Source organism: Nitrosarchaeum koreense MY1, assembly GCF_000220175.1.
Lineage (GTDB): Archaea > Thermoproteota > Nitrososphaeria > Nitrososphaerales > Nitrosopumilaceae > Nitrosarchaeum > Nitrosarchaeum koreense.
On record NZ_AFPU01000001.1, the window covers coordinates 203,454 to 217,686 of the forward strand.

General features: G+C 33.2%; 13 protein-coding genes, 2 tRNA genes and 1 rRNA gene. 8 read left to right on the forward strand and 8 right to left on the reverse strand.

Features of this window, described 5'->3' with window-relative positions; translation table 11 throughout:
- Positions 1-2 precede the first annotated feature (2 nt).
- Positions 3-2,081, forward strand: coding sequence for an NADH-quinone oxidoreductase subunit 5 family protein (locus tag MY1_RS01140; RefSeq protein WP_007549644.1), 2,079 nt, complete (start codon positions 3-5; stop codon positions 2,079-2,081).
- Between the two features lie 12 nt (positions 2,082-2,093).
- Entirely contained in the window at positions 2,094-3,578 is a 1,485-nt protein-coding gene (locus tag MY1_RS01145; RefSeq protein ID WP_007549646.1) for an NADH-quinone oxidoreductase subunit N, read from the forward strand.
- Here MY1_RS01145 and MY1_RS01150 read toward each other — a convergent pair.
- Together MY1_RS01150 and MY1_RS01155 are read right to left on the reverse strand one after the other, a co-directional pair.
- A complete protein-coding gene (locus MY1_RS01150; protein ID WP_007549648.1) occupies positions 3,568-4,419 on the reverse strand; it encodes a polyprenyl synthetase family protein in 852 nt (283 codons plus the stop codon). The two genes, MY1_RS01145 and MY1_RS01150, sit on opposite strands and share 11 nt — an antisense overlap.
- A gap of 44 nt (positions 4,420-4,463) precedes the next feature.
- Positions 4,464-4,557, reverse strand: a tRNA-Glu gene (locus tag MY1_RS01155).
- Between the two features lie 80 nt (positions 4,558-4,637).
- Between MY1_RS01155 and MY1_RS01160 the strand changes: the two genes are divergently transcribed.
- Positions 4,638-5,279: an iron-containing redox enzyme family protein gene (locus MY1_RS01160; RefSeq protein WP_007549650.1), complete on the forward strand. Its 642-nt coding sequence runs from the start codon at positions 4,638-4,640 to the stop codon at positions 5,277-5,279.
- A 33-nt stretch (positions 5,280-5,312) separates the two neighbouring features.
- Positions 5,313-5,386 (forward strand) — tRNA-Ile (locus tag MY1_RS01165).
- A 112-nt stretch (positions 5,387-5,498) separates the two neighbouring features.
- Here the strand turns inward: MY1_RS01165 and pyrE are convergent.
- A complete protein-coding gene (gene pyrE / locus MY1_RS01170; protein WP_007549652.1) occupies positions 5,499-6,104 on the reverse strand; it encodes an orotate phosphoribosyltransferase in 606 nt (201 codons plus the stop codon).
- Between the two features lie 50 nt (positions 6,105-6,154).
- Between pyrE and MY1_RS01175 the strand changes: the two genes are divergently transcribed.
- On the forward strand, positions 6,155-7,237 hold the full coding sequence (locus MY1_RS01175; protein ID WP_007549653.1) for a nickel-dependent lactate racemase family protein: 1,083 nt from the start codon (positions 6,155-6,157) through the stop codon (positions 7,235-7,237).
- On the opposite strand, the gene MY1_RS01180 is transcribed toward MY1_RS01175, so the two are convergent.
- Positions 7,229-8,335 carry a site-2 protease family protein gene (locus tag MY1_RS01180; protein ID WP_048109344.1) on the reverse strand — a complete coding sequence of 369 codons (1,107 nt, stop codon included), beginning with the start codon at positions 8,333-8,335 and terminating at the stop codon, positions 7,229-7,231. The genes MY1_RS01175 and MY1_RS01180 overlap by 9 nt on opposite strands.
- Before the next feature lie 75 nt (positions 8,336-8,410).
- On the opposite strand from MY1_RS01180, the gene MY1_RS01185 reads away from it, so the two are divergent.
- Together MY1_RS01185 and MY1_RS01190 are read left to right on the forward strand one after the other, a co-directional pair.
- Positions 8,411-8,908, forward strand: coding sequence for a GNAT family N-acetyltransferase (locus MY1_RS01185; RefSeq protein WP_048109346.1), 498 nt, complete (start codon positions 8,411-8,413; stop codon positions 8,906-8,908).
- A 38-nt stretch (positions 8,909-8,946) separates the two neighbouring features.
- Positions 8,947-9,165 (forward strand): hypothetical protein, encoded by a 219-nt coding sequence (locus MY1_RS01190; RefSeq protein WP_048109348.1) that lies wholly within the window; start codon positions 8,947-8,949, stop codon positions 9,163-9,165.
- Here the strand turns inward: MY1_RS01190 and MY1_RS01195 are convergent, their stop codons facing one another.
- The gene (locus MY1_RS01195; protein WP_007549658.1) at positions 9,166-9,993 is read right to left on the reverse strand and encodes a class I SAM-dependent methyltransferase; all 828 of its coding nucleotides are present in this window, start codon (positions 9,991-9,993) and stop codon (positions 9,166-9,168) included.
- 5 nt (positions 9,994-9,998) lie between these two features.
- The gene (locus MY1_RS01200) at positions 9,999-11,786 is read right to left on the reverse strand and encodes a ribosome biogenesis/translation initiation ATPase RLI (protein WP_007549660.1); all 1,788 of its coding nucleotides are present in this window, start codon (positions 11,784-11,786) and stop codon (positions 9,999-10,001) included.
- A gap of 91 nt (positions 11,787-11,877) precedes the next feature.
- On the opposite strand from MY1_RS01200, the gene rrf reads away from it, so the two are divergent.
- Positions 11,878-11,997 (forward strand): 5S ribosomal RNA (gene rrf, locus MY1_RS01205).
- A 277-nt stretch (positions 11,998-12,274) separates the two neighbouring features.
- On the opposite strand, the gene MY1_RS01210 is transcribed toward rrf, so the two are convergent.
- Positions 12,275-13,747, reverse strand: coding sequence for a leucyl aminopeptidase (locus tag MY1_RS01210; RefSeq protein ID WP_007549661.1), 1,473 nt, complete (start codon positions 13,745-13,747; stop codon positions 12,275-12,277).
- Positions 13,748-13,782: 35 nt separating this feature from the next.
- A complete protein-coding gene (locus MY1_RS01215) occupies positions 13,783-14,166 on the reverse strand; it encodes a hypothetical protein (protein WP_007549662.1) in 384 nt (127 codons plus the stop codon).
- Between the last annotated feature and the right edge of the window lie 67 nt (positions 14,167-14,233).

Sequence of the window (14,233 nt, forward strand, 5' to 3'; positions counted from 1 at the left end):
ATATGGCTACTGAAGCATTAGGTTTACCATTTGAAGTAGGTGCCTCAAGTGCATGGTTGATTTGGATTCTACCTTTTATTGCAGCTCTAATCATGCCGGGAGTTGGAAAAATATCCAAACGCTCAACTGGTTATGTTGCAGTAGGTTTTGCTTTGATGAGTGCTCTTTCAGCCGCATCCCTATTGCCAATGGCATTAGAAGCACATGAAGTTCATGATCAAATTTCTTGGATTAGTTCAATTGGTTTGAAAGCTGGTGTATTAGCTGATCCTCTTTCAGTAATTATGGCAAATGTAGTTGCATGGATTTCATTCCTCATTATGATTTACAGTACAGGATACATGAAAGGCGATAAATCGATTACAAGATTTTGGTTCTGGATGATGTTCTTTATTGGTTCAATGCAATTAATTGTATTATCTGATAATTTACTACAAGTCTTCTTTGGTTGGGAAGGTGTAGGGCTTGCATCATATGCGTTGATCAGCTTTTGGTATCGTGATAAGAAGAAAGATCATGTGGGAACTGAAGGACGAACTGTTCTTGGACTCTTAGATTATTATTCTCCAACTCATGCTGGAATGAAAGCTTTCATCATGACAAAAGTAGGTGACGTGATGATGATTGCTGGTATGCTTTTGATATTCTTGTTTGCTGGAACATTTGGATTTAGAGAATTAATGCATGATACAGCTTGGGCAACATCAATGTCTGCTCAAGGTCTCTTAATTCCTGCATTTGTATTATTATTTGGTGGTGCAATTGGTAAATCTGCACAATTCCCACTTAACGAATGGTTGTTAGAAGCAATGACTGGTCCAACCGCAGTTTCAGCTTTGATTCATGCTGCAACTATGGTAAAAGCAGGTGTTTTCCTAGTGATGAGATTAGCGCCACTAGTTTTTGCTTTAAGTGCTGCAGGAATTTTGGCAGATCAATTCTTTGAAATAATTCTCTTAGTTGGTGCAACAACTGCACTTCTATTAGGGCTTCAGGGAATGGTTAATTCTGAAATTAAAAAAGTACTTGCATATTCTACCGGTTCTCAAATTGGTTACATGATGATGGTGCTGGGAATCGCTGGATTGTCAGAACAGTTTGTTAATGGATTTACTGCAGGTTTCTTCCATCTAATTTCTCATGCAATGTTTAAAGCATCATTATTCATGGCTGCAGGATCATTGTTACATGTTGTAGGTTCAAGATTTATGACAGATATGGGTGGATTACGAAAACACATGAAAAAGACTTATGCGTTTATGTGGGCTGCTGGTCTTGGATTGATGGGTGCACCATTTATCACAACTGGTTTCTGGAGTAAAGATTCTATTTTTGGTGCTGTTTATACATCAGGACATGAATGGGCAATACCGATATTTGCAATTGCCGTACTAACAGCAATAATTACTGCATTTTACACAACTAGAATGTTAGGATTAGTATTCTATGGTTCAAAGAGTAAACATATCCAAAAAATGGAAGAAGAAGGACATCACATTCATGAAGCTCCATTATCTATGTGGGTACCATATGGAATTCTAGCCGTACTTACAATTGCTATAGGTATAATCGGTTTGTCATTTGAAGTAGGATTACATGAATTATTTACTGAATATCTTGAAGAATCATTTGGAATTCATTCTATACATCATGAAATTGAAAACTCTATACTGCCCGGATTCTTAGATGGAGTTAATCCTGTTGCATTAGCGGCATCACTAACTGCATTTGGAATCGGAACTGGATTAGGATATGTGTTTTATATTGGTAGGTGGGTTGATCCAGTTAAATTTGTAAATTCAAATATTTTCTTTTATGCTATCCATAAAGTTATTTTGAATCGATTTTATCTTAATGCAATTATTTACTGGTGCTTTGTAGTTGCTCCTCTATGGATTTCAAGAGGCGTATTCAGATATTTTGAAAAGACTGCTATCGATTATGGAATGAATAGTGGATTACAAAAAGCAGTTGGTTGGAGTGCTAAAGTAGTTCAAGGAACTCAAACCGGTGTAGCGCAATCTTATCTATTCGTATTTGGAGCTGGATTACTATTTGTAGTCTTGATATTGTTGATATAGGAGTATGATGAGATGTTAGAAATTAGTTCAACTCCATTGGTAATAATTGCAATACTTGGTACCGTGGGAATTTTGTTACCTATCATCAGCATTGCAAGAAAAGAAAAAGGCTCAAATTCATTTTATGCCGTTATTGCATTTGCAGCATTAATTGTATCTATAGGATACGTTGCATATCAATTTGTTAATGGAAATATACTTCCATCTGCACTATTTTCTGAAGATGTTCTTGTAGATGATGCATTTGGTGGATTCTTTGCCATTGCAATGTTAATTGTTGCAATCTTCACTACAGTTGGTTCCTTTAATTATATGCGAAAAAAGAACTATCCTGCTGTATACTATTCGCTAATACTACTTTCTACAATCGGTATGGTGTTAGTGGCATACTCTACTGACCTAGTAATGTTATTTGTTGCTTGGGAACTTATGAGTATTCCAACATATGTTTTGGCTGGATTTATGAAAAAGAATCCAAGCTCAAATGAAGCTGCACTGAAATATTTCTTGTTTGGTGCATTATCGTCTGCAATTATTGTCTATGGAATCTCATTATCTTATGGTTTAACCGGTTCGACAAATATCGGCGAAGTTATTCAAGGCTATGCAACTCTTGATCCTTCCTTGTTACCATTAGCATTATTGTCTGTTGGAATGTTTATTGCAGGATTTGGATTTAAGATGGGACTAGTTCCATTCCATCAATGGTTACCTGATACTTATGAGGGTGCACCACCAACCATTACCACTTTACTTGCAGCTGGAACAAAGAAAGCAGGATTTGCAGCAACTATTAGAATAGTAGTTCTTGGAATGGTAGTACTAAATCTGGATTGGACTTTAGCTCTTGGGGTTATTGCAGTAATGACAATGACTATTGGTAACATTGCCGCAATAATGCAAAAGAACCTTGCAAGAATGCTAGCATATTCTAGTATTGCTCATGCTGGCTATATCCTAATAGGGCTTGCAGTATCTCCTTACAGCTCACTTGGTTTACAAGGTTCCCTCTATCACATCTTGAATCATGCAGTAATGAAAGGAATGGCCTTCATCGCAGTTACTGGCATAATCACTACACTTGCTGTAACTCATATCGATAAACTCAAAGGACTTGGTAGAAGAATGCCTATTACCGCACTTGGGTTGATAATTTCCCTATTTGCTTTAGCAGGTGTTCCTCCACTTGCTGGATTTTGGAGTAAACTAGTATTATTTGGCGGTGCATTAGATGCAGGAACTTCAATATGGTGGGCACCTTGGCTTGCAATAGCTGGAGTTCTAAACAGTGCTTTATCACTTGCTTACTATGGTTGGATCACAAGAAAAATGTACTTTGAAGGAGAAAATGAAAAGCGTGTATCAGAACCAAAATCAATAATTGCAATAATGATATTCTCTATCGTCTTCTTGGTAGGATTTGGTATTTATCCAGATCCAATAATTAAATTTGTTGAATTTGCAGCTCCTACATTTAGCTTAGGCGTTATGCCTTAAATGTTGTAAATTTTATAAGATTATCTAAATTTATTTTTGCATTATTGTCTGCAATTTTTCTTAAACTAGTTCTAGATTTATCTGAAAATTCTTTTAAAAGCTCCTCCATTTTGTTGAAAACGTCTCTAGGATCAGAACTTTTCTTGATCAATAAATTAAATAATTTATCTTCATTTTTCCAGTCTAACAGATCATCTCTTATCTGATATGCAATTCCTATGTTTTTTCCGTATTCTGTAAGTGCTTCTATCTCTTCTTCGCTACCATTTGCAATTATTGCACCTATTCTTGCAGCAACTTCAAATGCAGTGGCAGTTTTGTATTCAATCACTCTAAGGTAATCATCAAAAGTAACATCTTCACTAGTTTCTAATCTGCTTTCTATCATTTCACCTTCACTCATCAACATAGCTGTTGTTGCTAAATCCTTTGTAATTCTTGCATTGTTTAATCGTGAAGAAATGGCAAGGATTAATCCTAAAACAAAATCTCCAGTCAATACACTTGTGTTATATCCATATTTGATATGAAATGGTTCTTTGAGTCTTCTCATAGTTTCATTATCGATAATATCATCATGGATGATTGATTCCATATGCAAAAATTCTACTGCACATGCTGCTGCCAAAGTATTATCGTCAATTTTTCCTACGCTCTCAGCAGCTAATGATAAGATAATTGGTCTAATTCGTTTTCCCCCCTCTAAAGAATATTTTAACGGTTCGATAAATTCAGATTCAGAATACAGTGATAGTTCTCTATCTAATGCGTGGTTAATTTTGTCTATATACTTACCATATGTCTCAAGTAATGGATTTATCTCAATATTTTTTCTGTCCAAGATATTGATCTATTCAAAAAACTTTCTCATTAGTAATTAAATCTTGGTGCTCCAGCCGGGATTTTCATCGTTAGATTTTGAACCCGGGATCACTGCCTTGAAAGGGCAGTATGCTTGACCGGTCTACACCACTGGAACCCACAAAAATTGGGTAATTTGTCCATAAAATCTTTTGTAAACCACAAAGATTTTTTTATTGGCACAATACGAGATGTGATATGAATCTAATAAAACGAATTGATGAAATGATTGAAGAAAGAAGTTTGTTAAAACACCCATTCTATCAAATGTGGTCTGATGGAAAATTATCTCTTGATTCTTTAGCTGGATACTCTAAGGAATATTTTCAACTTGTAAAGGCAGTTCCATCATTTATGACTCCAATAATAGAAAAAGCTCCAAATTCTGTAATCAAGGAACTAGTTGAAAATCAATTTGAAGAATCTTCACATATTAAATCATGGATTAAGTTTGCAGGTGAATTGGGAATTTCTGAATCTGAGTTAACTCATTACAATGGATTAGAAAAGACCAGAAAAGCTGTTTCAGAATTATCTGAATTAATGACTACTTATGATGGTGGTGCATGTGCAATGTATGCTTTTGAAAAAGAAATTCCAAAAATAAGCCAAACAAAACTTGATGGTTTGATAGAGTTTTATGGAATATCAAACGATGAGGCTACAGAATACTTTAAACTTCATACTGAAGCTGATATTCGTCATACTGCTTCTTGGAGAAATATTCTTGAAAAAACATCATCTGATTCAGACAACTTGATCCAAATTGCAGATAAATCTATTTCTGCACAAAATTTGATGCTTGATAGTTGTTATGAATCTTATTGTTTAAGCTCATAACATTTTATACTGAAGATAAAATTCATCTGCTTAGGGCCCATAACTCAGCTTGGTAGAGTACCCGGCTCATAACCGGGGAGTCAAGGGATCGAAGCCCTTTGGGCCCATATTATTTCCGTTAGTTTTAAAATGACCACAGACAAAATTTACTGGCTGCAATGAAGAATCAGAGTTATATCTGAAAGATGATTGAAAGGCATTTGTCTGAGCCGCCAAAAATTATACTTCAATCTGTTTCCTTACTTTTTCTAAAATATCATCTTCTATGAATTTTTGTTCGTGTAATGCATGTGTAATTTGCATTACATTTGCAAGAGAATGTAATTTAACTCCTAATTCTTTGAGTGCTTCATCTGCACCTTCCATTCTATTTACAATTACATATGCATCTTCAATTGTTATGTTGGCATCTTTCAATGATTTTATGGCATTCACAACAGAACCTCCTGTAGTTGCAACATCATCTATCATTACAACTCTCATTCCTTTGTGAATTTGTCCTTCAATTGATTTTGTAGTGCCATAATCTTTTGGTTTACTTCTTACGTAGATTAACGGTTTGATTATTTCAATCGCTAACGCTGATGCAATAATTAAGCCTCCTGTAGGAACTGATACTAAAGAATCAAAACTATCCAGTCCTATGTCTTCTGCAATGTTGTTTTGTAGCTTTTTTACCATAGTTCTAAATTGATGAGGATAGCTAGGAACCAGCCTCAAATCTACATAGTATGAACTCTTTTTACCGCTTGCAAGTGTAAAATCTCCAAATTTTATAATTTCTTTTTGCATCAAAAAGGTTGAAAATTCTTTTATGAATTCCATGTCTAAATTAATTACAATGGATTTATTTTGGTTTGTATTGTGTAATAACTATGCCTGAAATTTGGTTAAATTATGGTATTACTGATGTTGTACTTGATATTCGGGCAGAGAATTTAGAGCAAAAAATTGACTCTGACGGTAAAGTCTTAGATGATGCAGCGATCAATGAAAAACTCATCACAATTGATTTAACAAAACCTATGGAACTTGTGGTATTACATAATTCTAAATCTATTCAAAAAATTATTTCATCATTATTTACAATTTGTGAACAAAAATCGTTACCTTTTCCTAGAATTTTAGCTGAAAAAAAAATAATGAATCTGGTAAAATCTGGATTACCTGAAGGAAGTTCAATTAACGAATTTGATAACGCAGATCTTTCTAATTCAAATCTTGTTTTCATTGGTGAATTAGAGTTTGATGGATTATTTGGATATGAAACAATTTGTTCCCGATTAATTAAAAAATTTGGTCAGGAATCAATGCTTTCTGCATATGCAAAAAGAAAAAATAATATCCCATCTCCAGGACAATTAACAGAAAGTTTTGATGAAGCAAAAAAATTTGCCGATAATTTTGAAATAAAAGCAATTGAAATTGTAGCAAATTCTCAAGGCATTGTCGATTTTTCAATAGGACATCCATCTGAAACTGTTTTATCTACAAAAACCCTTGAATCATTTGCAATCAAAGATATAGGTCATCACAAATCAATGATAATTAGCACTGGTAAAGATTCTAGTAATGATAATCTTGGAAAATCTCTTTCATCTCTTTGGAATTGTGCCAGTGCTGTGCAAAATGGAGGTCTGGCAATCTTAGTGGCAGAATGCAAATCTGGTTTAGGCTCTGATGCACTACAACAATACATTGAGGGAAGATTAACTGTTGAACAACTTAGAAATCCAACTAAATATATTTCTGGAATGGAAGATTTGTTGTTTTTATCTGAAATTCAAAAAAATTTTCAGATTGGTTTGGTTTCAATACTTCCTGATTACTATGTTAAAAAATTAAACATGGTTTCATTATCTGGAATTAAACCTTCATTAGATTATATTCTAAAAACACAAGGTAATAGACAAAAAGTTGTAGTTGTAATGGATGGAGCTAGAGTTTTACTAAGATAAAAAATTAAACATAAAATTTGATGGTATAGGAGCACACAAAATAGCTAGACCTATGATTCCAATGTATGCTAGTTTTCTATTTTTTGATAATGGCGAGATATCATCAAGTGGTGTTGCACTAGGGTTTCTTGAACTTAAAACAAGAATTAGCATCGCCATTAGCCAATAATTTAATAAAACAAGAATTGCCATACTTCCAAATGTCGCATATCTGTGAAGTTTAGATCCTAGTAATGTTCTTGCCATATGTCCTCCGTCTAATTGCCATGCTGGTAATAAATTCAAAAATGTAATTAGAAATCCAATCCAGGCTGCAAACAACACTGGTGTCATTATTACTTCATGACCTGGTCCACCTTTTCCAAATAATGCTAAACTTGCAGTCATAAATAATGGTTCACCTTGATTCCATTCAATTAATCTAGATTCTGCAAAAAGTCCTTGAGCAATATCTTCTTGTAATATGGGGGCAGTATATGCTCCATACATTGAAACTATTATTGCAATTATTAGTCCTGCAATTGGTCCTGCAATAGCTACATCAAATAAAATTTCACGATTAATTGTTAATCCACGTGATTGAATAAATGCACCAAAAGTAGGAATGCCTATAATTGGAATTCCTGGTATGAAAAATGGCCATGTTGTTTTTAATCTATGAATTTTAGCTGCAACTATGTGGCCTAATTCATGAACTCCTAAAATTCCTAAAAGTGACAGTGTATAGATTCCTGCCATCTCTAATGGATCACCTATATTGATAATGGAATTAGTTCCTGCAGTACGATAAAACCCATCAATCATTACAAAAGTTATGACAATTGCAAACAAAATTCGTGGAGTCCAAGAGGTGCTTAACCACTTTCTTTGTTTTTTTGGAGTAAATTTTTGAATGATTAGATATTTACCATCATCCATCTGTTCAAGTTTGCATACATAACTCATATTTTCTAATCTTCTTGCCAAATCCTCAAATTTTGATTTAAAATTATTATCGCTAATCCTAAATTCTAACGCATACATTCCTTTGTTGAACTGATCTACTTCAAATAATGAATTAACTAATAAAATTATGTCATCTTGAGAAGGTTCACTCATTCTCTTTACGGCTATTTCTTTCCATTAAATGGTTTTGTGGTTTAAAATTAAATATTGATAATAAATTATACTAGTATGCAAGTAATTCTCAGGCAATTAGGCGATTGTAACATCCGGAGAGCAGATCCCAGCGATCTTATTCCAGTCATGGAAATAAATCTGAAGACCCTTCCTGAACACTATTCTGATTATTTCTATGAAAGCTTGTTAGCTGAAATACCAGAGGCATTTATTGTTGCAGAAATTGGAGGAAAACATGTTGGATACATAATGTGTAAAACTGAATATGGATTTTCAAATTTTAAAAAATTAGGATTCGTAAAAAAAGGTCATATGGTCTCAGTTGCAGTTCTTGATGAATATAGAAAAAAAGGAATAGGAAAAGCATTAGTTGAAGAATCTGTAAATGGTGTTAAACTCAAAAAATGCGATGAGTTCTATCTTGAAGTAAGATGCAGTAATAATGATGCTGTTAGATTATATGAAAAATTAGGATTTATTATTAGACAAAAACTTAATGCGTATTATCGCGATGGTGAAGATGCTTATCTAATGGCAATTGAATTAGATTAGTTCAAACCAATAAATAACTCACAACAAACTTCAATTTAATGGATAAGCGTAAAGGCATGGGTGTCACAATTTTTGTATTGTGTATTACAGCATTTTTTCTTTATGCATATTTATTGATGTTATCTGAATGGAGTCCAATTGTTTTACAACTATCAATTTTGATGATTGCAGGTGGAATTCTCGGTGTTGTGGCATGGATTGGTTATGTTATGGCAACAACCAAACCCTCATCTGCATCAATCTCATCTGATGATTAATTATTTTGAAATTTTTATATCTACAACAGTTTGATAATATCTTGGACCAACAGCTCTTACAATTTTTGATCCTAAAATTTCTGATTTGACAGGTGAGATCTGCAAATAATGTTCTTCAGAAAGTTTCCCTGCATCTGATTTTTTATCTGCATGGATATGTGAATAATAGTGAATAATCCCACCATTTTTAGTTGCATTGATGGCAGATTCTAAAAATTCATCTGATCTTTCTGGTAGTAGCATTAAAGTTCTATCTGATTTATTTTGTAGTTGTTCTTGAATTATCTGTAATGCATCTCCATTAATTGAGACTATATTCCCTACAAGTTTATTTGATTTGATATTTTTTTCACAAAGTTTTGCTGCGATTGGATTGATGTCTATGCTATACACTGTGCATTTCTTTTTTTTTGCAATCATGACTGAGAACATGCCTACTCCCGCAAACATATTGACTATGGTTTCTCCATTTTGAACTAAATTGGATATTCTCTCCCTTTCTGTAGATAATCTAGGAGAAAAAAATGCATTTTCAACATCTACTATAAATTTACAGCCAAATTCCTTGTATTCTGTTTCTGTTTTGTTATCGCCTGCTAAAATTTCTAAATTTCTTGTGCGAAAATCTCCTTCTACGGCAGATGCTTGATAAAAAACACTTTTTGCAATTTTTACTTGTTTTAACAGTGTTTCGCCAATAATTTTTTTCTTTGAAAGTAATGAATCTGGAATCCTTACAATGATTATATCGCCGATCTGATCAAAAGATGAGATAAGTTCTTGACTTTCTTGCTCGCTGAGTATGCTTTCCAATGCCTTTTTTAGCATTCGAGTCATCCTTTGTAATAGTAATTTCCAGAATCTTTTTGGTTTTTATCTAGCCTGCTTTCTAATTTGTTAACACGTGGTCTCAAACTTTTCTCATCTCTTCGGAATGACATATCCAATGATTTTAGAAATCTATTCATCGCATCTGCTTTTGGCATTGGAGGTGTCGCATGTCCAGATACTCCTGACACACCTTCAAAAATTATCATAGAGTCAGAAATCAAATCCATTAATTGTATATCGTGATCTATTACAATTGCTGTTTTACCAAATGATCTAACAAATTTTTGTAAAAACTTTGCGATAGTTATTCTGTCTTCTACATCTAAAAATGCAGATGGTTCATCTAATGCATAAAGATCTACTTTTTGTAAAAGACATGCTGCAACTGAAATTTTTTGTAATTCTCCTCCTGATAGATTCTTTACAGATTTATTGTAAAGTTTTTTAATTTTTAGTGGTTCAAGTATTTGTTCTTCTTCTTGACTTCCTTCAATTTGGCTTCCATTTGCTTTGTCTAATAATGTTATGACTTCTACATCAATATCATTTTGAAGATATTGTGGTTTATACGCAATTTTTATTTTTTTATCTATTTCCCCAGAATCTGGTTTTTCTACTCCTGCAATCATCTTCATCAATGTTGTTTTTCCAAGCGCATTTGCCCCCATTATTCCTAATACTTCACCTTTTCTTACTCGACCAGGCTCGATTGTTACTGAAAAACTTGGATATTTTTTTTCTAGTTTTGGATATGCCATAATCTCACTTCCTTCCTGGAATTCATCTGTTGAAGTTGAAGACACATCAAAAGAAAATTTTTTGTCTCTAAATCTCACATTTTCAGTTGGTAGATAACCATCAAGAAATACATTGATTCCAATTTTAGTTGATAATACGTTAGAAACAATACCATATGCTGCAGGTTCACCATAAAGCAATTCAATATAATCACTGAGATAATCAAGTAATGTTAAATCATGTTCTACTACCATCACACTTTTTCCAATTTTAGCTAGACTGTGGATTACTCTTGCTACGCTTTTTCTTTGAAATACATCATTATATGATGAAGGTTCATCAAAAAAATAAAACTCTGTATCTTTTGATGCAACTGCAGCTATTGATAATCTTTGAAGTTCTCCCCCGCTAAGTTCTTTCAAATTTTGCTCCATAGAATTCTCTAATCCTAATTCCTTGATTAATTCTCTAGATATTCCACGTTCATCATATTTTTCTATTAGATCTTTTCCAGTTCCGTCAAATGCTTGTGCAACATGATGCACTTGTTGTGGTTTAATTGACGCACGTATTTGTTTATTTTTAATTTTTTCAAAATGAGATTTCAATTCGGTTCCACTGTAATACTTTAAAATCTCATCCCACTCTGGAGGATTTTCATATCTTCCCAAATTTGGTTTTAAGTTTCCAGATAGAATATTTACTACAGTGCTTTTTCCCATTCCGTTTCTACCAAGTAATCCTACAACTTCTCCTTTTCTTGGAGTAGGTAATTTGTATAATCTAAATGAATTTGGACCGTATTGGTGAATTTTATCTGATGCTAATTCTGATGCTAAATTGACAATTGTAATTGCATCAAATGGACAAACTTTTACACAAATGCCACACCCATTACAAACCTCTTCATCTATCTGGGCTTTTTTTACCTCTTCGTTTAGAATGATACAGTCAGCTCCTGACTTGTTGACAGGACAATATTTTATGCATTCTAAACCACATTTTTTTGGCTGACAAAGATCTTTATCAAGTACTGCAACTCTATGGGTCATGTCGTAATTCTATTTTGCCTTGATTTATACCTCTTTTGAACTGTCCACTAAGAGGCGTTACCTTAATAGATGAGATTCTGTAAAGATTTTTCAAGCCGGCCATAGCGTTAGGGTGCGACCCAATCCCATTCCGAACTTGGAAGTCAAACCTAACGTCGCTGTTGTGCTACTAAGATGCGAGAGCTCTTGGGAAGCAACAGTGCTGGCATCTTCTTTCAATCAATCTTTTAATATGGAATTTATGATTTGCATAATGATTTCAATGCCTAACTGTGTTGTTTGTGGACAATCCTTTTTAGATGATATACGTTTTCTAAATCATATGATGGATAAACATGGTTTTCGAAATCCTAACACCGATAAACCAGATAGGAATAGTCGTGGATACTAATTTTATATTTTTCTAAAATCTTATAGTTATGTCTGATCATTTAGAAACTGCAAAAATTGTTTTAGACTTACAGTTAAACCCCTAAATTATTTTTGAATTAATTCTGTAAATAATCCAAAATCAATCTTACTCCAAAACCTGTAGCTCCTTTTGGATTGTAAGGTTTTTCCTTTGTTGCTATTTGTGTCCAGGCAACTCCTGCAATATCAATGTGAATCCAAGGGGTTTTTTCAATAGCATTTCTTAAAAATGCTGCAGCGGTAATCGTACCTGCCGCTCTTCCAATTCCAACATTTTTCATATCAGCAACTTCGGATTTTATCATATCCATATAATCATCATTTAATGGAAGATTCCAAATCTCTTCCGTTGTTCTTTTTGAAGACTCCATAATCATATCTGTTAATTTTTTATTATTTGAAACCATACCTGCAATGTTTGTTCCTAAAGCAATTATACAGGCTCCAGTTAATGTTGCAAAATCAATAATTGCCTTTGGCGAATATTGTTTTTCACCATATGATAACGCATCAGCTAAAATGATTCTACCTTCCGCATCTGTATTCAAAATCTCTGCTGTTTTTCCGTTGTATAATTTTATGATGTCTCCTGGTCTATATGCTTCGCCACCTGGCATATTTTCAACAGATGGAATAATCCCTACTAAGTTAATTGGTAATTTTAATTCTGAAACCGCTTTCATAATTCCAATAACTGTGCATCCTCCACATTTATCGAATTTCATTTCATCCATTTTTTCACCTGGTTTTAATGAAATTCCACCAGTGTCAAATGTTACAGCTTTTCCAACTAGCACAATTGGTTTTTCGTTTTTAGGGCCACGAAAATGTTCTAAAATAATTAATTTTGGTTCGTTTTTACTGCCTTGTCCTACGGCAAAAATTCCACCAAATCCTCTTTTTTTGAGTTCTACTTTGGATATTATGTTACATTTCATATTGTTCTTTTTTGCTATAATTCTTGAAAAATTTGCTAATGTTGTTGGTGTGCATTCATTGGGTGGTAAATTTGCAATACTTTTTGTGTAAATAACGCCGTCTGAAATAATTTCTGCAGTTTTTATTGAACTTGAGATCTTCTCTGATTTAGAAATTAATATTGTAAGATTAGGATCGGCATTTTCTTTTTTTGATTTATATTTTTCAAATTTATAAAGAGACATCTTGCATCCCTCTACTATTTGAGATACTGATGAAAGAGGTTCGATTAGAGAACTTGGTGGTGCTATTATGGTAAATTCCTTCAGTTTCAATTCTTTAGCTTTTTGAGCAATTTTGCCTGAAACAAACCTGATTGTATCGTTTGTAAAGTCTTCTTTTTTACCTAATCCTGCTAAGAGAATCCTTTGAGTTAATTTTTCATTAGTTGGAATTACTGCTATTTTACCAAATATCCCACCCATGTCCTTTATTGATTGCTCTACTGATGAGGTGATTTTTGAATTAAAATTTTGTAATCCTAATATTTTATCCGAATTTTCTAATACATATCCGCAAAGCATGGCAGTTTTCTTTTTAGAATTGCTTGGGTTTTCTAATCGAATCTTCATTATGCTGATTGGTTTTGATGTATTATTTAGATTTACTAGAGATCTATTTTTTTACTATTTGAAAATAAACTTGCCGATCTTATGAAGACGGCTTTTACAGTTTTACAGTCTTGTTCACACTGCACATCTACTTTTGTATTACTTGATTTAACATGTTTTGTTGTAATTATTGCTTTTAACAATGGTAATAGTGCTGCTCTTCCACCATATGCGGTTTTTTTATCTATTAACCAAAACATCTCTGTTGCTGATTCTCCCAATGTCTTTCTTAGTTTTATACCAAAATCTGAATAATGTCCGATCATTGTGAAACTACCTCTTGAAAGAAATTCAATCATTTTTGCAAATTTTACACACAAATAACACTGATTATCATAAACAATTATTGGTAATTCTTCATTGATGTCCACATTCATCATTGGTAATCGTCAGATTAAAATTTTGCAGAAGTAGATTTTTATTAAATTTGTAGTTATCGCAATCGAG

Coding starts and splice junctions, on each gene's coding strand:
- MY1_RS01140 (WP_007549644.1), top strand. CDS start 3: ATGGCTACTGAAGCATTAGGTTTACCATTTGAAGTAGGTGCCTCAAGT.
- MY1_RS01145 (WP_007549646.1), top strand. CDS start 2,094: ATGTTAGAAATTAGTTCAACTCCATTGGTAATAATTGCAATACTTGGT.
- MY1_RS01160 (WP_007549650.1), top strand. CDS start 4,638: ATGAATCTAATAAAACGAATTGATGAAATGATTGAAGAAAGAAGTTTG.
- pyrE (WP_007549652.1), bottom strand. CDS start 6,104: ATGGAATTCATAAAAGAATTTTCAACCTTTTTGATGCAAAAAGAAATT.
- MY1_RS01175 (WP_007549653.1), top strand. CDS start 6,155: ATGCCTGAAATTTGGTTAAATTATGGTATTACTGATGTTGTACTTGAT.
- MY1_RS01180 (WP_048109344.1), bottom strand. CDS start 8,335: ATGAGTGAACCTTCTCAAGATGACATAATTTTATTAGTTAATTCATTA.
- MY1_RS01185 (WP_048109346.1), top strand. CDS start 8,411: ATGCAAGTAATTCTCAGGCAATTAGGCGATTGTAACATCCGGAGAGCA.
- MY1_RS01190 (WP_048109348.1), top strand. CDS start 8,947: ATGGATAAGCGTAAAGGCATGGGTGTCACAATTTTTGTATTGTGTATT.
- MY1_RS01195 (WP_007549658.1), bottom strand. CDS start 9,993: ATGCTAAAAAAGGCATTGGAAAGCATACTCAGCGAGCAAGAAAGTCAA.
- MY1_RS01200 (WP_007549660.1), bottom strand. CDS start 11,786: ATGACCCATAGAGTTGCAGTACTTGATAAAGATCTTTGTCAGCCAAAA.
- MY1_RS01210 (WP_007549661.1), bottom strand. CDS start 13,747: ATGAAGATTCGATTAGAAAACCCAAGCAATTCTAAAAAGAAAACTGCC.
- MY1_RS01215 (WP_007549662.1), bottom strand. CDS start 14,166: ATGATGAATGTGGACATCAATGAAGAATTACCAATAATTGTTTATGAT.